This window comes from Oceanospirillum beijerinckii DSM 7166 (assembly GCF_000422425.1).
In the GTDB taxonomy this organism is placed as follows: Bacteria; Pseudomonadota; Gammaproteobacteria; order Pseudomonadales; family Halomonadaceae; genus Oceanospirillum; species Oceanospirillum beijerinckii.
Map to the genome: position 1 here is coordinate 40,685 of NZ_KE383829.1, position 18,625 is coordinate 59,309.

At 50.4% G+C, this 18,625-nt stretch carries 16 protein-coding genes; 15 read left to right on the plus strand and 1 reads right to left on the minus strand.

All coding sequences use genetic code 11. From position 1 onward, the window contains the following. Positions 1-431, minus strand: a 431-nt coding sequence (locus tag H579_RS29350; RefSeq protein ID WP_036567014.1) for a hypothetical protein, incomplete at its 3' end; no start/stop codon positions are given. 129 nt (positions 432-560) lie between these two features. Between H579_RS29350 and ccmA the strand changes: the two genes are divergently transcribed. From ccmA to H579_RS0120190, 15 genes are all read left to right on the plus strand, one after another. After that, positions 561-1,244, plus strand: coding sequence for a cytochrome c biogenesis heme-transporting ATPase CcmA (ccmA, locus tag H579_RS26845; RefSeq protein ID WP_084624259.1), 684 nt, complete (start codon positions 561-563; stop codon positions 1,242-1,244). Then, positions 1,237-1,974, plus strand: a complete 738-nt coding sequence (gene ccmB, locus H579_RS0120120; RefSeq protein WP_028302139.1) for a heme exporter protein CcmB — start codon at positions 1,237-1,239, stop codon at positions 1,972-1,974. Before ccmA ends, ccmB begins: the two co-directional genes overlap by 8 nt. Positions 1,975-2,106: 132 nt before the next feature. Further along, entirely contained in the window at positions 2,107-2,856 is a 750-nt protein-coding gene (locus tag H579_RS0120125) for a heme ABC transporter permease (RefSeq protein ID WP_028302140.1), read from the plus strand. Then, positions 2,856-3,035 (plus strand): heme exporter protein CcmD, encoded by a 180-nt coding sequence (ccmD, locus tag H579_RS0120130; RefSeq protein ID WP_028302141.1) that lies wholly within the window; start codon positions 2,856-2,858, stop codon positions 3,033-3,035. The genes H579_RS0120125 and ccmD overlap by 1 nt, the downstream gene beginning before the upstream one ends. Further along, on the plus strand, positions 3,032-3,481 hold the full coding sequence (gene ccmE / locus H579_RS0120135; protein WP_028302142.1) for a cytochrome c maturation protein CcmE: 450 nt from the start codon (positions 3,032-3,034) through the stop codon (positions 3,479-3,481). Before ccmD ends, ccmE begins: the two co-directional genes overlap by 4 nt. A gap of 81 nt (positions 3,482-3,562) precedes the next feature. Then, the gene (locus H579_RS0120140) at positions 3,563-5,578 is read left to right on the plus strand and encodes a heme lyase CcmF/NrfE family subunit (protein ID WP_169449731.1); all 2,016 of its coding nucleotides are present in this window, start codon (positions 3,563-3,565) and stop codon (positions 5,576-5,578) included. Continuing rightward, positions 5,575-6,105: a DsbE family thiol:disulfide interchange protein gene (locus H579_RS0120145; RefSeq protein WP_028302144.1), complete on the plus strand. Its 531-nt coding sequence runs from the start codon at positions 5,575-5,577 to the stop codon at positions 6,103-6,105. The genes H579_RS0120140 and H579_RS0120145 overlap by 4 nt, the downstream gene beginning before the upstream one ends. Then, positions 6,096-6,590, plus strand: a complete 495-nt coding sequence (locus H579_RS0120150) for a cytochrome c-type biogenesis protein (RefSeq protein ID WP_051228075.1) — start codon at positions 6,096-6,098, stop codon at positions 6,588-6,590. Before H579_RS0120145 ends, H579_RS0120150 begins: the two co-directional genes overlap by 10 nt. 1 nt (position 6,591) lies before the next feature. Further along, positions 6,592-7,809 carry a c-type cytochrome biogenesis protein CcmI gene (gene ccmI, locus H579_RS26850; protein ID WP_036567015.1) on the plus strand — a complete coding sequence of 406 codons (1,218 nt, stop codon included), beginning with the start codon at positions 6,592-6,594 and terminating at the stop codon, positions 7,807-7,809. A gap of 144 nt (positions 7,810-7,953) precedes the next feature. Further along, complete coding sequence (gene smc / locus H579_RS0120165) at positions 7,954-11,481, plus strand: chromosome segregation protein SMC (RefSeq protein WP_028302146.1); 3,528 nt, start codon at positions 7,954-7,956, stop codon at positions 11,479-11,481. A gap of 67 nt (positions 11,482-11,548) precedes the next feature. Continuing rightward, positions 11,549-13,306, plus strand: a complete 1,758-nt coding sequence (gene zipA / locus H579_RS0120170) for a cell division protein ZipA (RefSeq protein WP_028302147.1) — start codon at positions 11,549-11,551, stop codon at positions 13,304-13,306. Between the two features lie 131 nt (positions 13,307-13,437). Next, positions 13,438-15,513: an NAD-dependent DNA ligase LigA gene (ligA, locus tag H579_RS0120175; protein ID WP_102049398.1), complete on the plus strand. Its 2,076-nt coding sequence runs from the start codon at positions 13,438-13,440 to the stop codon at positions 15,511-15,513. A gap of 41 nt (positions 15,514-15,554) precedes the next feature. Then, positions 15,555-16,172: a transglycosylase SLT domain-containing protein gene (locus tag H579_RS0120180; protein ID WP_211224769.1), complete on the plus strand. Its 618-nt coding sequence runs from the start codon at positions 15,555-15,557 to the stop codon at positions 16,170-16,172. Positions 16,173-16,274: 102 nt separating this feature from the next. Continuing rightward, positions 16,275-16,517: a YheU family protein gene (locus H579_RS0120185; protein ID WP_036567017.1), complete on the plus strand. Its 243-nt coding sequence runs from the start codon at positions 16,275-16,277 to the stop codon at positions 16,515-16,517. 593 nt (positions 16,518-17,110) lie between these two features. Next, the gene (locus H579_RS0120190; protein ID WP_084624260.1) at positions 17,111-18,616 is read left to right on the plus strand and encodes an HD-GYP domain-containing protein; all 1,506 of its coding nucleotides are present in this window, start codon (positions 17,111-17,113) and stop codon (positions 18,614-18,616) included. The last annotated feature ends 9 nt before the right edge of the window (positions 18,617-18,625 follow it).

The following is an 18,625-nucleotide window of genomic DNA, read 5'->3' on the forward strand; positions in this document are numbered from 1 at the left end:
GGTTGTGGCGTCTGAGGCTGTGATCCCTGCTGTGCTTGAGGTTGCGTCGCTTGCTGAGGCTGAGCACTTTGTTGTGTTGTCTGGTTTTGAGTGGGTTGGTTCTGACCTTGCTGCGTTTGTGCTTGTTGTTGGGCTGCTTGTAAAGCAGCTGTATTGTGTTGTGCTTGAGCCGCGGTGCTTTGCTGGCTCTGCAGATGCACTTGTACACCAGCCTGATTACCCTGAGATGTAACAGGTTGTTGAGGTACTGTATTGGCCTGGGGGGCTGTGCCTGTATTGGGGTTCACACTGGCTTTATCGACCAGTTGCACGACAGCCTGGGCCGTTTGCCCAGGGGCCAGGCCGGTGCTGCCCCTCACGGTGGAGTGAATAGGGGCTGGTTTATTTGCTGCCTGCTTGGCGGCTTGGGTTTGATTGACCTGATCTACCATAACAACCTGTTACTTTCTGTCCGTTAGACCTTGATGTAGGTCTGTAGCGCAAAAAAGTGAATCGTAGTAAAGTGGCGCACTCTTTTGATTATGTAATTATCGGCCAGTTCGTCAAAAAGGTTAAATTCAGTGCAAGAACTGCTTTCAGGGCAAAATTTAGCATGTGAACGGGATGATCGCTTACTATTTAGTGGTCTGGACTTTTCACTGAATAGCGGCGATGTACTGCAGATTGCAGGTCCGAACGGAACGGGTAAAACCACTCTGCTACGTATGTTGGCAGGTTTACTGCCAGATTACGAAGGCGAAATCTGTTTTAAGGGTCAGCCTGTATCGGATGACCCCGATCTGTTTCGCGAAAACCTACTCTATATTGGCCACCATCCCGGCATAAAGTTGAATCTGACACCGGAAGAAAATCTACGCTGGTATCAATCCCTTTATCGTCCTGCTACGACCGAACAGATTCATCATGCCTTGGCTCAGGTAAAACTCACCGGTTACGAGGATGTACCTTGTTACACTCTATCCGCCGGTCAGCACCGCCGTGTCGCGCTGGCGCGTCTGTTTTTACAGCCATCCCCATTATGGGTTCTGGATGAGCCTTTTACCGCTATTGATCAGGGCGGCGTCAAAGAGATTGAGCAGTTGATAGCCGATCATGCCCAGCAAGGTGGCGCAGTAATTTTAACCACTCACCATAATCTTTCCCTACCTGCGGAACTTAAAGTGATTAACTTGGGTCAGAGCCCTCAGCAAAAAAAGGATAATGGGTCTCAGCAAACAGATGCAGGAGAGCCCGGCAATGGATAAAACAGGCACTGAGCAAATATCAGCCAACACCATCGGTGAAGTCAAAAGTCAGGTCAGCACCTGGCGGGCGTTTACCGGAACACTGAAGCGTGATCTGCTACTGGTGTTCCGTCGCCGCTCAGATATTGTTAATCCGCTGCTGTTTTTCTCTATCGCTGTGACGCTGTTTCCATTAGGGATCAGCCCTGAACCGGAGTTTTTATCCGAAATAGCTGCAGGTGTACTGTGGGTGGCCGCATTGTTAGCGACACTACTGTCTCTGGATAGCCTGTTTCAGCAGGATATGGCTGATGGTTCTCTGGAGCAGTTGGTGATCAGTCCGCATCCGTTATCGGTCTTGGTACTGTCAAAGGTGCTGGTGCATTGGTTAGTCACCGGCTTGCCGCTCACACTGTTAGCGCCACTGTTAGCCGTGATGATGTTTTTACCGGATGAAGGTTTTGGCACCCTGTTTATCACTTTGCTGCTGGGGACGCCTACATTAAGTTTAATTGGTGCAATAGGCGCGGCTCTGACAGTGGGCCTGCGTCGTACCGGTGTCTTACTGACATTGTTGATTTTACCCCTGTATATCCCGGTATTGATTTTTGGTACAGGGGCGGTGACTGCTGCGGCAAACGGTATGGATGTGTTAGGTCATCTGGCTATTTTGGGGGCGATGTTTATGGTCGCTCTGGTAATGGCTCCTTTAGCCGCAGGCGCAGCGCTGAAAATTAGCCTGAATGGCTGATGGCGGTGTTTGTTTCAGCGCTTTAGAGTAAGCGCCTGAGAATAAGTAGCTTAAGTAAACGCCAGTATTCGTATGCAACGGTGGTAATATAACGGCGTTAACTCCAGAAATAGAACAATTGTGGTAAACGAGATGTTTGACAAATTTGTAGCCTGGTTCCACCGCATGGGATCGCCGAAATGGTTTTATGAAATTACCGGACGCTGGATTCCCTGGTTTGGTGCTGCTGCTGTTATCTTTCTGCTGGTCGGTACCGTATGGGGGCTGGCATTTGCACCGCAGGATTATCAGCAAGGTAATAGCTTCCGTATTATCTATATTCACGTACCGGCGGCGATCCTGGCTCAGTCGATCTTTTTTGCCATGGCCATTGCAGGTGGTATCGGACTGATCTGGAAGATGAAGGTAGCCGATATGGTGGCTAGGTCCTGTGCGCCCATTGGTGCGACCATGACTTTTGTCGCCCTGTTTACCGGTGCCGTTTGGGGTAAGCCCACCTGGGGTGCCTGGTGGGTATGGGATGCCCGTTTGACCTCGATGCTGATTCTGCTGTTTCTCTATTTTGGTGTGATCGCTTTGCAATCGGCCTTTGATAGCAAACAGTCTGCAGCCCGTGCCAGTGCCATCCTATCTCTGGTGGGCGTGGTCAATATCCCGATTATTAAATATTCCGTGGAGTGGTGGAACACGCTACATCAGCCTGCCACTTTCACACTGACTGAGAAGCCAGCGATGCCCGTTGAAATGTGGCTGCCGCTACTGGTGATGGTGATCGGTTTCTACTGTTTTTTTGCCACAGTGCTGATGATGCGTACCCGCAATGAGATCTTGGAGCGGGAGAAGCGAACTCAGTGGGTTCAGGGTTTATTGAGTAAGAAGTAATGCATTTCGATTCCTTCGCAGACTTTATCAATATGGGTGGCCACGGCCTTTATGTCTGGCTGGCCTATGGCTTAACCGCCACTTTGTTGGTGATTAACTTTGTTTTACCTGTGATGCACAAGCGTCAGTTACAGAAAGAGCAGGCGCGCAAGCTGCGTCGGGAGCAACAGACACAATGAATCCAAAACGTAAAAAGAAACTGGTCCTGTTGACCTCTATGGTGGCAGCCGTTGGTATTGCTGTTGGACTTGTACTGTTTGCTCTGTCAGAAAACATCAATCTGTTTTACACACCCACCCAGATCGCTCAGGGTGAAGCGCCGGTCGGCCAGCGTATCCGTGCCGGTGGTATGGTGGTAGATGGCAGTATTAAACGTGCCACAGATAGCCTGGAGGTTCAGTTTGCTGTCACCGATTACAAGCATGAAGTTATAGTGAAATACACAGGTATTCTGCCTGACCTGTTCCGTGAAGGTCAGGGTATTGTCACCATGGGGGCAATGGATGGCAATGGCATTTTCCAGGCTTCAGAAGTACTGGCAAAACATGATGAAAATTATATGCCGCCTGAGGTTGAAGAGGCCCTCAAAGCCAGTGGCCACAAGGCGACCGCACAGCAGTACTAATAACGCTTTATTTCCAGATTCAACACAGCCTTCGGGCTGTGTTGTGTTATCCGATCTGCCGAGGTTGATATGACCGAACTCATGATTCCTGAGCTGGGACATTATGCGCTGATTCTTGCGCTGATAATGTCACTGATTCTGGCTATTGTTCCTATGCTGGGTGCCCAGCTGAAAATGACCAATTGGATGAGCTTTGGCCCACCCATGGTATGGGGGCAGTTCTTCTTTACTACCCTGTCATTTCTTATTCTGACTTATGCCTTTATTGCCGATGATTTCTCTGTGGCGTATGTGGCGAATAACTCTAATTCAGCATTGCCAACCCCTTATAAGATCAGTGCGGTCTGGGGTGGTCACGAAGGTTCGTTACTGCTGTGGGTATGGATTCTTTCGGGCTGGACTATGGCCGTGAGCCTGTTCAGTAAGAGTCTACCGGAAGATATGCTGGCGCGCGTGTTGTCTATACTGGGCATTATCAGTATCGGCTTTATCTCCTTTGTTTTGCTGACCTCCAACCCATTTGATCGCATTTTGCCTCAGATCCCGATGGAAGGTGGCGATCTTAATCCTCTGCTGCAGGACTTTGGTCTGATTGTTCACCCGCCCATGCTCTATATGGGCTATGTCGGCTTCTCGGTGGCCTTTGCTTTTGCGATTGCCGCACTGATCAGTGGTCGTTTGGATACGGCCTGGGCCCGTTGGTCCCGTCCATGGACCAGTGTCGCGTGGGCGTTCCTGACCCTGGGTATCGCACTGGGTAGCTGGTGGGCGTACTACGAGCTGGGCTGGGGCGGCTGGTGGTTCTGGGACCCGGTTGAGAACGCTTCCTTTATGCCTTGGCTGGTAGGCACAGCGCTGATGCACTCGCTGGCGGTGACCGAAAAGCGGGGTGTATTTAAAAACTGGACCGTATTGTTGGCGATCTTCGCCTTCTCATTGAGTCTGCTGGGTACCTTCCTGGTGCGTTCCGGTGTGTTGACCTCGGTGCATGCCTTTGCGACTGACCCCGAGCGTGGTTACTACATTCTGGCCATGTTGGCGATCTGTGTTGGTGGTTCTTTTGTTCTGTACGCCCTGCGTGCTCCAGAAGTTAAAGCGAAAGTGGGCTTTACCTGGCGCTCCCGTGAGGCCTTCTTGTTGACCAATAACATCCTGTTAGTCATTGTGATGGCGACCGTTCTGCTGGGAACTCTGTACCCACTGCTGCTGGATGCGTTGGGTCTGGGAAAAATTTCTGTAGGGCCTCCTTACTTTAATGCGCTGTTTGTACCTCTGATGAGTATTCTGGGTGTCTTTATGGGCCTGGGCAGTGTTTCTCGCTGGAAAGATGTCGACCTGGCTACTCTGAAGCAGCGCGTCTGGGTAGCAGGTGTGGTCAGTGTACTGTTTGGAGCAGCGTTGCCATTCGTGTTGGGTGGTGAATGGAACACTTATGTCTTTATCGGCATGATGCTGGCGATGTGGATCACCCTGACTCAGCTGCGTGATATGGCCGACAAGCTGAAACACAAAGGCTGGAGCCTGGGTAGTCTGAAAGGTCTGGGGCGTAGTTACTGGGGGATGGTATTGGGTCACATAGGTGGCGCGGTAACGGTTGTCGGTATGGCGATGGTATCCAACTATAACGAAGCGACCGATGTGCGTATGCAGGTAGGCTCTGTGGCAGAGCTGGGGGGGTACCGCTACGAGATGACTGATATTCGCCATGTAGATGGTCCCAACTGGACGGCGGAAGAGAGCGTGATCAAGGTATGGAAAGGCGATTCTCTGGTGACGGAGCTGCACCCGCAGAAACGTCGCTACACTGCCCGTAATCAGGTGATGACCGAAGCAGCGATCGACTGGGGCATTACCCGGGATATCTATGTCGCTATGGGTGAGCCATTGGGCGATGGTGCCTGGGCGATCCGTATCCAATACAAGCCTTATGTCCGCTGGTTGTGGATTGGTGGTGTGCTGATGACTCTGGGTGGCCTGCTGGCAGCAATGGATAAACGCTACCGTCGTATGGTAGCCCGTAGAGATGCTTCCCCTAAGGGCAATAGCGCAGATAGCAGCGCGAAAAACGAGACACAACTGACAGGAGCTTCTGCATGAAACGTCGTCTAATCCTGTTTATTCCCCTGATAGTGGCGTTAGTACTGGGTATTTTCTTGTGGCAGGGACTGAAGCTGGACCCACGCGAGCTACCATCGGCCCTTGTCGGTAAGCCGTTTCCACAATTTACTCTGAGTACGGTTAAAGATGAAAACGCTGCGATTACTCAGGATGCGTTGAAAGGTGAGGTGTCTCTGGTCAATGTTTGGGCCACCTGGTGTGTCTCCTGTCGTCAGGAACACCCTGAGTTGGTGCGTATCGCTAAAGAGACCGGTATACCCATCTATGGCCTGAACTATAAGGATACCCGTCCGGAAGCGATTCGCTGGTTGGATGAATACCTGGACCCGTATCGCTTCAGCCTGTTTGATGCAGATGGTCGTGTCGGCTTGGACCTTGGGGTTTACGGTGCCCCTGAGACCTATATCGTCGATAAAGAGGGCATTGTGCGTTACCGTTTTGTTGGCGTGATTGATCGCAATATCTGGCTGAATGAGCTGCTGCCGGAGGTGAATAAATGGCGCTAATCCCTGCGTTACGCTGGCCGCAGTGGCTGTTGGCACTGAGCCTGGTGCTGTCGGCTTCTTTGGCTCAGGCTACGATTGAGGCGATGGAGTTCCGTGATGATGGTCTGAAAGAGCGTTATCAGAAACTGGCGTTTATTCTGCGCTGCCCTAAGTGTCAGAACCAGAACATCATTGATTCTGATGCGCCGATTGCCGCCGATCTACGTCAACAGGTACACCGCCTGCTGCACGAAGGCTACGAGGATAACGAGATTATCGACTTTATGGTCGCCCGTTACGGTAATTTTGTCCTCTATGAACCGCCGGTTAATCCACTGACCTATCTACTGTGGTACGGTCCTTTTGTACTGGTGGGCATAGGTGCGCTGGTGATGTTTCTACTGTTACGAGGCCGTAAGAAAAACACTCAAGAGAGTGAGACAACAGCCATGTCCGATGCAGACCGTGAACGTCTGAACAACCTGCTGAAAGATAAGCGAAACTGATATGACAACACTCTGGATCGGTATTGCCGCACTGACTGCGATGTCGGCAATTTTTGTCTTACTGCCGCTGGTAAGAAAAAGTAATCAGGCTTCCGAGCTGACAGAAGCGGAGCGCACAGAGCAGAACGTAGCCATGTTCCGTCAGCGTCTGGCAGAGCTGGAAAATGAACAGGCGATGGGTAATCTACGCCCTGACCAGTTTGAGCAGATGAAATCTGAGCTTGAGCAAACCCTGCTGGATGATGTGGGGGATAAGGATGTCCCGGTTCTGCGATCTACCCGTCCGGGTTGGTTACTGAGCTTTGCTCTGGCTGCTTTGATTGCGACAGGTTCTTTGGGCTGGTATCTGGTCAATGGCAATGCCATGGCGCTGGAGATGACCATGAACCGTCAAGATGGTCAGCTGCCTTCAGTGGAAGAGATGACAGCGCGTCTGGAAAAAAGTCTGAAGGAGAACCCGGACAGTGCCGAAGGTTGGTATCTGCTGTCCCGCACCTATATGAACCAAGGCCGTTTTAACGATGCCGTTAAAGCGCTGGAAGAGGTGTTGCGTATTGATGGTCGTCAGCCTGCGATTCTGGCGCAATATGCTCAGGCACTATTCTTTGCCAGCAATAACCAGATGACGGTACAGGTGGATGCGGTACTGACCGAAGCACTACAAGCAGATCCCAATGAGCCTGCGGCACTGGGGCTGCGTGGTATTGCGGCATTTGAAGCCGGTGATTATCACGCTGCCATTGCATTCTGGCAGCAGTCACTACCAAATATGCAGGATCAGAACAGTGTTAATGCACTACGCTCCGGTATTGCCGAAGCAACTCGTCGTCTGGAAGCGGCTGGGGAGAAAGTTGATCCTGCCCTGATTGGCCCGCGTCTGCAGGTTGAGGTAACAATCTCTGATGAGATGAAAGCTAATGCCAAGCCTGAAGATACGGTGTTTGTTTTTGCCCGTAGCCCGGCAGGTGGTCCACCCATGCCGCTGGCGGCAGCGCGTCTGACGGTAGCCGACCTGCCTGCGAGCATCACGTTGGATGATTCCATGGCCGTCGCACCTATGGCCAAGCTATCCGGCGCGGAGCAGGTCAATTTGGTGGCCCGAGTCGCCGAGGCGGGAACGCCTGAGCCAAAAGCCGGTGATCTGCAAGGTGCACTGGGACCTTTCCCTGTGACACATCAGGAAACCATTCGCTTGGTGATCTCAGAGCGCATTCAATAATTGCGTGGCTGAAACAGATCCTGCACAATGCAGGGCTTGCTGAAAAATCAAAGCAGGGCATTGCCCTGCTTTGCTGTTTTTACCACCGGATAGACCGGTGTTTTCACTGAACGCTGACTAACACTGATCAGGTGACTGCAGGCCATGCGCCTTAAATGTATTCGTCTCGCTGGGTTTAAATCTTTTGTTGACCCGACCACAGTGCCTTTCACCAAAAACATGACCTGTGTGGTGGGGCCAAACGGCTGTGGTAAATCCAATATTATTGATGCCGTACGCTGGGTAATGGGGGAAAGTTCCGCCAAGCACCTGCGTGGTGAGTCGATGACGGATGTGATTTTTAACGGTTCCACCGCACGTAAACCTGTGAGCCAGGCATCTATCGAGCTGGTGTTTGACAACAGCGATGGCACCTTAAAGGGCCAGTTCGGCCAATATGCCGAGATCGCACTCAAGCGTCAGGTGACTCGCGAAGGCCAATCCAGCTATTTCCTCAATGGCACCAAGTGTCGCCGTAAAGATATCACCGAAATTTTCCTGGGCACAGGCCTGGGCTCGCGCAGTTACGCCATTATTGAACAGGGGATGATCTCTCGTTTGATTGAGGCGAAACCGGAAGAGCTACGGGTCTTTATCGAAGAAGCGGCGGGTATATCCAAATATAAGGAACGACGTAAAGAGACGGAAAGTCGCATGCGTCGTACCCAGGAAAACCTGGATCGTCTGCTGGATATCCGTGAAGAGCTGGAACGCCAGCTGCAACGTCTGCAGCGTCAGGCTGAAGCGGCCCACCGTTATCGTGAATTAAAAAGTCAGGAACGTCGCTTAAAAGGTCAGTTACGGGCGATTCGCTGGCGTGATTTCGATTATCAGATTCGTCAGTTTTCTAGTGTGATCGGTGATCTGGAGATTCAATCGGAGAAACACCTGTTTGCCCTGCGTCGGGCGGAAACCGAGATCGAAGACAGTCGTCAACAGCACCAGGATGCCAATGATCAGTTAGAAAAAGTGCAGGCCACCTTCTACGAGCTGGGCAACCAGATCACTAAGCTGGAACAACAGATGACTCACCAGAAGCAGCGTGGTCAGCAGCTGCAGATCGATCTCGGTGAGGTGGACCGTCATATTCAGGAAAACCTGCACGAACAGCAACAGGATCAAAGCCGTTTAGCAGAAGTGGAGCTGATGCTGGCGGAGCTGGAACCTGAGTTTGAGATGCAGCAGGAAGCCAGCGAAGCGCTGGAAATGGCACTGGAAGAAGCGGAAGAAAACGTCCAGCAGTGGCAACACCGCTGGGACAGCTTTAACCAGAAAGCACAGCAATATCAACGGGATGCGGAGCTGGCGCAGAGCCGTATCCAGCAGCATGAACGTTCCCTGCAAGAGTTACAGCAGCGTCAGCAACGGTTACAGGATCAGCAGAGCAGTCTGGAAGCCCCAGAAGAGCATGATGATGAACTGGAGCTGATGCAGGAATCCGCGCTGGAGTTTGAACTCACGCTGGAGCAGCTGGAAGAGCAGGCGCAAGAGAAAGCTGCTGAACTGCAGCAGTGTCGTCAAAACCTGACGCAACAGCAGCAACAGCTGGATCAAACCCGTGAGCAGCAGCAGATCAATCGAGGGCGTTTAGCCTCACTGCAAGCGTTACAAGACGCAGCGCTGGCGGATGATGATCAGAATCAGCAGCGTTGGTTAGCACAACAGGGTTTATCTAATGCCCCTAAGCTGGCGCAGCAGCTGACGGTTCGTAATGAGCGCTGGGCTGTGGCGGTAGAAACGGTGTTGGGAGCGCATCTGCAGTCGGTCTGTTGCAAGAGCCTGCAACTGCCGGAACTGGCGCAACAACTGGATAAACTAAAGCAGGCGGATTTAAGCTTTTATCTGGCTGACCAGAACACACCTGAACTGCCTACCGAACAAACCCTGGCCTCGCAAGTAACCGTTGAAGGCACAGAGGTGAAGTCGATCCCAGAACAGCTCTATCGCGTGGTGATGGCGGAGAATGCCGAGCAGGCTTTTGCCCGAATTGCGCAGCTACCCGCAGGTTACTCCGTGATGACCGAAACCGGCATCTGGATAGGTCCTGGTTGGTTGCGTTATCAACAGGGCAATCAGCAAGCACAGGGGGTGTTGAATCGTGCCAAGGATATTGAAAATCTACAGCAAGAGTTGGAACTGGCTGATGAGCAGCTGTTGGAGCTAGAAACGCAGCAGGAAGAGCTCAAAGGTAAACAGCTGACCATTGAGCAGCAGATCAGTCAGGTTGCGGACCAGCGTATGGCGGTACAGCAGCAGAAAAGTGAGCTGGATAGTCAGATCCGTACCCGTCAGTTAAAGCTGGAGCAGTTTACTGAGCGTCAGCGTCATCTGAATGAAGGGTTAGCCCAGGTGGTTGCGCGTTGGGAAGAGGAGGAAGGGCTGCTGGAACAGAGCCGTGAAGAGTGGCAGCTGGCGCTGGAGCAGACCGAAGAGTTTGCTGAAGAACGAGAGCATCTGCAGGCGGATAAAGATCGTTTCCGTGAGCACTATGAGCAACAACGCCAGATGGTACGTTCCGAGCGGGAGAAACTGCATCAATTGGCGCTACGCAAGCAGGAGCTAACCGGTCAACAGCAGCTGGCACAAAAGGGTATCGAACGGATCGAGCAACAGCTTGAACGCCTACGAGATAAGCGTGAGCAGCTGATCGAAGATCTGGAGCTGGTGCAGGAGCCAAAAGAAGACAGTGAGATTCAGTTGGATGAGCTGATTGAGCGCCGTGCTGAACAGGAGGAGAGCCTACTACAGTACCGTGATCGTGCTCAGCAGCTGAATGAAGCGATGCGCCAGATGGAGAAGTCCCGTACAGAACATGAACGTGATCTGGAAAGGGTACGTACCGAGCTGGAAAAGATGCGTATGCAACAGCAGACTTTATCGGTACAGCGTGAAGGTATTAACGAACAGCTGGATGAGATCGGTGGTGATCTGCAGGAGTTGTTGCGTGAGCTGCCGGCAGAAGCCACGGCATCGGAGTGGCAGGAACGGCAGAATCAGGTCAGTGAAAAGATCAAACGCTTAGGGGCTATCAATCTGGCGGCGATTGAAGAATACGAAGCCCAGCTGGAGCGAAAGCAGTACCTGGATGCCCAGCACGACGAACTGACCGAAGCTTTGGGGATGTTGGATGGTGCCATTCGTAAGATCGATAAAGAGACTCGCCAGCGCTTTAAACAGACCTTTGATGACGTCAATGGCTGGTTACAGCAACTGTTTCCGAAAGTCTTTGGCGGCGGTAGTGCCTGGCTGGCGTTGACCGGTGATGACATGCTGGAAACCGGCGTTTCCATTATGGCCCGACCACCAGGTAAGAAAAACAGCACTATTCACCTGCTGTCCGGTGGTGAAAAAGCACTGACTGCGATTGCACTGGTATTCTCCATTTTTCAGTTAAATCCAGCGCCTTTCTGTATGCTGGATGAGGTGGATGCACCGTTGGATGATGCTAACGTGGGGCGCTACGCTAATATCGTAAAAGAGATGTCGGCCCACCTACAGTTCATCTATATCAGCCATAACAAAATTGCCATGGAGATGGCGGATCATCTGATGGGGGTGACTATGCAGGAACCCGGTGTATCAAGAATTGTTGCGGTCGATATTGATGAAGCAAGTGCGTTAGTAGACGTATAAATGTTGCTGAGACTAGCGTAAAATCGTGATAAATTGACGCTTTTTGAAATTGACAGGTTTTCTCTACATGGGTTTACGTGAGTGGCTGATTATTCTTGGTGGCGTTGTTTTGTTGCTGATCATAGCCGATGGTATCCGGCGTATGCGCAAAAACAGCCGGGAAGAGGAAGAGTTGGATCCTGAGGAGCGTGCTCGTCAGGAGCAGATTCGCAGAGAGTTACCTAACGGTGGCGCTCGGGTAATAAAAGAGCATGACCCGGAAATATTTGAAAATGATCCGGTGCCCGTACTGAAGTATGAGGTGGAAGTACCAGAAGGCACTTTGCAAGAGATGGAGTTTAATGCGGCGGATATTCCCGACCGCGAGCTGCCTGAAGGCGCTAAGCGTTATTCTGTTGAAGATTATCAACATCTGTTTAAGAAAGCTGAGTCAGAAGAGTACCCTGAAGCAGATGCGGAAGAGGCAGTTATAGAGCAAAAGACTGAGCCTGAACTGGATAATACGGACAGCTCTTATTTTGATGCTTTTTGCCATCCAGGCCAGAGCGCAGAACCCGAAGTGCGTCAGCCAGATAATACACCGGAGCCCGTTCAAGCAGATGCAGAAGAGATTGCTGGAACCGAGGTAATGTCCACTGGTGCCATAACTGAGGATGGGTTAACAGATTTTGCTTCTCAGATGCAAACTCAGAAACAAACCGAGATGTCTGACGATATCCAAGTCCAGGATACAGATGCTGTACCCGTGCTGGAAGAATCTTCGGTATTGGAAGATGATGCGACAGCTATGGAGCCTGCATCTGTTTCTGCACAGAGCATCACAGCTAAAGCATTAGAGGCTAAGCCAAGTGTTGATCCTGATTCCGAGATCAGTGTCAGAGGAAAAACTCAGTCTGCTGATGCCTATCAGGCACAGAGTGCGCAAGAGAATACAGTGCGGGAAAAAGCTGAACCTGACGACCTTGAACTACTGGGTCTGGATGCTGCCTTTGCCGCTGAGCAGGCAAAGCTATTGACGGAACAAGAGTTACAGCGTGAAGCTGAAGCGCTATTCCCGGAAACAGCACCTAAAACTAAAGCTAAACCAGTATTAAAGCCGGAACCTGAAGACCCTGTTAAGGCAGCTGCTCTTCGTATTATGGGCAAGCATGTCGAAGACCCACGTCCTTCAGAGAAAATGAAACTGGAAGAGCAGCGTAAAGCGGCTCTGAAGGCTAAAGAAGCCGTGGCGAAAGAGCAAGCTCAGAATCCTAAACTGGCTACTGAGAAGGTGAAGAGCGAGATCGGTTCTGAGCCAAAAACGTCTCCCTTCAAAGAGAAGAAGGTGGCGCACAAGCCACTGATGACGGAAGAAGAAGAAAGAGCGCAATTCTCTAATGCCGTTGAACTGCTGATTCTGCATGTAAAGGCAAAAGATCCAGAAGGCTTTCCGGGTTCTGTGCTACTGCATATCGCGCTGGCGTGTGGTATGCAAGTGGGAGAGATGGGGGTTTTTCACCGTTATAAGAAAACAGAGAAGGGCACTAAGATTGAGTTTTCTATGGTGAGCTCAGTCAATCCTGGTACTTTTGATATTGATAATATTGATGACCTGCATGTGCCTGGCGTGTCTTTTATCATGGCGCTGCCGTCCGTGGAGAATAGTCAGGAGTGTTTTCACATGATGCATGAAACTGCCAAGGTGGTGGTCAAGAACCTGAATGGTGAGCTGCGGGACGAGAACCGGGGTGTGATGACACAGCAAACATATGAGCATTATCGTCAGCGCATTCAGGACTTTGAACGTCGTCGCCAACTGGCCGGCAGAGCGACCACCCGGACATAATAGCCGCTCTTTTTGTCCCTGATATTATGTGTGAAATCATGCAGTAAAAAATAAAGCAGCAGGCCACTATCCAAAGTGGCCTGTTTTGCGTCCAGGCTTTGATAACATCTTGATTAAGTAGCTAAACCGTTATGACTTTATCTTTATTTCCATCGGATGCTCCCGAAGAGCCAATAAACATCACTGATACTGTGAGCCAGGAGATTGCTGAGCTGCGACAGCAACTGAATGAACACAGTCACAAATATTATGTGCTGGATGCTCCTTCGATCCCGGATGCGGAATATGACCGTTTGCTACGTCGTTTACAGCAGCTGGAAGAAGAAAATCCAGAGTTGATAACATCGGACTCGCCCTCTCAGAGGGTTGGAGCTGCGCCTTTGTCGGCGTTTAATCAGGTTCAGCATGTGATCCCTATGCTATCACTGGATAACGCCTTCAATGATGATGAGTTTGCCGCATTTGATCAGCGCCTGAAGGACCGTTTAAAGTCTGATGCAGTGATTGAATTTGCCTGTGAACCCAAGCTGGACGGTATTGCGCTGAGTCTGCGTTACGAAAATGGTTTACTGGTACAGGCGGCAACTCGTGGGGATGGTCAGACCGGTGAGGATATTACGCAGAATGTGAAGACTATTGGTTCTGTACCGCTGAAGCTAAAAGGTGATGACTGGCCTCCTGTACTGGAAGTGCGCGGCGAAGTCTATATGCCGAAGAAGAGCTTTGAAGCACTGAATCAAGCCGCACTGGCTGCAGGAGAGAAGGTGTTTGTTAATCCGCGCAATGCAGCAGCAGGCAGTCTGAGGCAGCTGGATAGTCGCATTACGGCAAAGCGCCGCCTGGAATTTTGTGCTTATAGTGTAGGTGATGTGACTGAGGGCTATCTACCCGGCAAACACGGCGAGATTCTGACCAAACTCAGTGAGCTGGGCTTTCGTCTGAACCCTGAGCTTAAAGTTGTTACTGGTGTTGCTGCGTGTCTGGAATATTATCAGGATCTGGGTGCTCGTCGTGATCAGTTACCGTTTGAGATCGATGGTATCGTGTTTAAGGTTAATGATCTGGCAATGCAGCAAACGTTGGGTTTTGTCTCCCGTGCACCTCGTTGGGCTATCGCTTATAAATTCCCGGCTCAGGAAGAGATGACGCTGCTGAAAGAGGTGGAGTTTCAAGTGGGGCGTACCGGTGCCATTACGCCTGTTGCACGTCTGGAGCCTGTGTATGTGGGTGGCGTGACGGTATCCAATGCCACCCTGCATAATGCCGATGAGATTGAGCGTCTAGGTGTTATGGTGGGGGATACAGTGGTTATCCGCCGTGCGGGTGATGTGATCCCACAAATTGTTTCCGTGGTAATGGAAAAGCGAGAAGGTAATCGGGAGCTAAGAGAGATCGTCTTCCCGGATAGATGCCCGGTGTGTGATTCTGAAACTGAACGTGCCGAAGGTGAGGCCGTGGTACGCTGTTCCGGTGGCCTGGTGTGTGGTGCTCAACGCAAAGAAGGGATCAAACACTTCGCTTCCCGAAAGGCGATGGATGTCGATGGCCTGGGTGATAAGCTGGTTGAGCAGCTAGTGGATCAGCAGCTGGTGCAGTCTCTGCCAGACCTATTCCATCTGGAAGTTGATAAAGTTGCCGCGCTGGAGCGTATGGGGCCAAAGTCTGCGCAGAATCTGGTGGATGCGCTGGAAAAGAGCAAGCAAACGACCCTGCCGCGCTTTATCTATTCCCTGGGTATTCGTGAAGTGGGAGAGGTAACGGCCAGCCAATTGGCTAAGCACTTCCTGACGCTGGACAAATTACTGGAAGCTTCTGAAGAAGAACTACTTGAAGTATCTGATGTAGGGCCTATCGTCGCGCACCATATCGTTACCTTCTTCCGCCAGGAGCATAATCTGGAAACCCTGAATGCGCTGTTGGCAGAGGGTATTCAATGGCCTGAGATTGAAGCGGCACCTGCTGCAGAAGAGCAGGCACTAGCGGATAAAGTTATCGTACTAACGGGGACCTTAAGTGCGATGGGGCGCAGTGACGCCAAAGCCCGTTTGGAAGCCTTAGGTGCTAAAGTCACGGGAAGTGTGTCGAAGAAAACAGATCTTGTGATTGCCGGTGAAGCTGCAGGCTCCAAACGTGCCAAAGCGGAGCAGTTAGGGATTGAAATCCTGGATGAACAAGGGCTGCTGGATTTACTGGCGATGCACGAGTAAATTTTTACGCAATTATCAAATCAGCATAGGTCGTTTTTATCGTGTTAAACAGGGCTGTGGTAAAAAAAACGATAGTGGTTTCGACTCTTCTTGCATTAGTGGGGTGCGCTGCTGCACCTCCACAGGATACAGGGAATGCTTGTGAGATTTTCAAGCAATATCCGGACTGGTATGTATCGGCTAAAGAGTCTGAGCGACGCTGGGGAACCCCTGTTCCCGTGATGCTGGCGATTATTCATCAGGAGTCCCGTTTTGAAGCGGACGTTTCTCCGGAGCGAGTGAAAATTTTTGGTATTCCAACTATACGTAAGTCCAGCTCCTATGGTTATACGCAGGCGTTAGATAGTACCTGGAAGGATTATCAGCGTGCTACAGGCAACCGTAGCGGTAGCCGTGATAACTTCCATGATTCGGTCGATTTTATCGGCTGGTATAACTATCAGACTTATAAGGTGAACGGTGTTGAGCGCAACAACACCTACTATCTGTATATGGCTTACCATGAAGGTCATACCGGCTACAAACAGAAAAGCTGGCAAGATAAGCAATGGTTGAAAGATGTGGCGACTAAGGTCGCTAATAGAGCCATTACCTATGATAAGCAGTTGAAGTCCTGTCGGCTGAAAGTGAATAAAAATGAACGCTGGTGGGTGTTTTAGTTTAAAACTGATGGGGTAGTAGCTTGAGTGGCTTTCTGGCTACTCCGGTTATAGTGTTCAGAGTTAAGTGTTCGCGGTTTTGGGTAATAAGGTCAAACAATTATGATAGAAGTGCCTTACCGGGAGATATCACCGGATGCACTGCAGGGATTGCTGGAGGATTTTGTTACACGTCAGGGATATGACACCGCAGAAACTGAGCTCGGTCTGGATGATCTGGCGAACCAGGTACGTCAGCAATTGATTAACGGGCAACTAACCATTGTTTATGACCCGGTAACGGAATCGGTAACAGTACTAACCAAGCAGGAATATCGTGCACGTTTGCATGGTGCCGGTTTGTAAACATCGATCTATTTTCACTTAACTCGCTTCGAAGAGGAATATGAAGCGGGTTTCAGGTAATTCAAACCTCAAAGGTCAATGCTGCCAGCGTTAATGGATGATCCGGGGCGCGTTACACGAATGACGGCTAAAAAAAAGCGCTCATCAGATTGCGTACTGGGATACGCAATTCGATGAACGCCATTGTTCAAAAGGAACCTAAAAAGAAAAGGCTCAAAGTTTTAGCTAGGCTAAGTAACTAACTAAAGGCTAACAACCATGTCCAACGTTGGACACTTAGTATTTAGCATAGCCTGTGCCACTTTTTTAAAATTCATATTAATCAATGTCTTATGTGTTTGTTTGGGGTGTTGATAGGCTTCTTTTACTGCAGATGCTCACTTGATGAGCACCTAAAAAGTGCAGCTTTGCACCTTTTTAGATCAGAGTCGTATGAGCTGTTGAGGGAAGAGGAGCGTTAGGATATTGGGTATAGATCGGTTGTTTAATTTATGTTGGAAAAAGCGAAACTGTAAGCCAGTAGACTGCGTACCTGATAAAACAACCACTCATTTGTTTGCTCAATGACCTCAGGTCCAGATAGGGAGATTAATATGCCCAGCCTATTCAATTCTTCGGCGGCGGTAACGGATTATCTGTATCCCTCGATACAGCCGATCAGCTATAGCCAGCAGCAGCCACTGATTCATTATCTGATCGCGGCCACGTTGTTTGCGGTTTATGGTGGTCAGGTATGTCCGTTATTGGAAAGTATCACCTGGTGGCAGTTGTTTATTCCGTTGTTATTGATTTATCTGCTGCGGCTTCCACTGATCGGCTTTATTCATAAGGTCGAATATCAAAAGCGGGTATCGGCTCAGTTCTATCTGGATATTGGGCTGTTTTTACTGGCGGCGGCTGGGCTGGTAGGAGCGAATCTTTACCTCTACGACGCTCCCTGGCACAGCAATATGAAGGTGCTGTTTGGCATGATGATGCTAGGAACCTTTGTATCAGTGGATCTGGCATTACAGCAGGAGAAACAGCTGGCTTATGAGCTGATTGAAGCCCGACGTGAACTGGAAGTGGGTCAACAGGCCAGTTCCTTTGTGCAAAAGTTTGCTCTGATGGCCGGTGTGCTGGTAGTGAGTATCTCGCTGGTGTTGTTTCTGGTGGTTAATAAAGACCTGGAGTGGTTGCTGGTGGAGGGTGTGAAGCTGTCACCAGAGCAGGCCCGTAATAGCATTCTAAAAGAGTTTGCTTTTATTACGGTGGTTATTCTGGCTTATGCCTTGCTGATTATCTGGCGTTATGCCAGCAATATGAGCATGTATCTGAAGTTCGAAAACAATGTGTTGCAACAGGTGGCTGAGGGCAATTTGATGGTGCGTGTGCCGGTTGCCAGCCAGGATGAGTTTGGCACTATGGCTCAGGGCACCAATGCGATGGTCGAGAGTTTATATGCGGCACAAAACGGTCTGAAAGAGACCCGTGATGCCACCATTGTCGCGCTGGCTTCACTGGCTGAAGCCCGTGACAATGAAACAGGTGCTCATATTCAACGGGCTCAGCTTTATGTCAAAGTGCTGGCAGAGCACCTGAGTCAGCACCCGACACACAGTGATTATCTGGATGTTGAAACGATTGATTTGATCTATAAAGCAGCTCCACTGCACGATATTGGTAAGGTAGGCATTCCTGATAGTATTCTGCTGAAACCGGGCAAGCTGACCGATGATGAGTTTGTCATTATGAAAACCCATGCTCAGATTGGTGCTGATGCTTTACAACAAGCGATCGAATCGGTGAGTGAAAATGCCTTCCTGCGTCATGCTCAGGATATTGCCGTCAATCACCATGAAAAGTGGGACGGTTCCGGTTATCCACAGGGCAAACAAGGCGATGATATTCCACTCTCTGCCCGCCTGATGGCTCTGGCGGATGTTTATGATGCCTTGATTAGTCAGCGGGTTTATAAACCTGCCTTTAGTCATGACAAAGCGAAAGAGATCATTCTTGAAGGTTCAGGTAAGCACTTTGATCCCGATGTGATTGACGCTTTTGTCGCCTGTGAAGACGCTTTTGTTGAGATCGCCCGTAACTTAAAGGATGAGCACTGACAGCGTAAA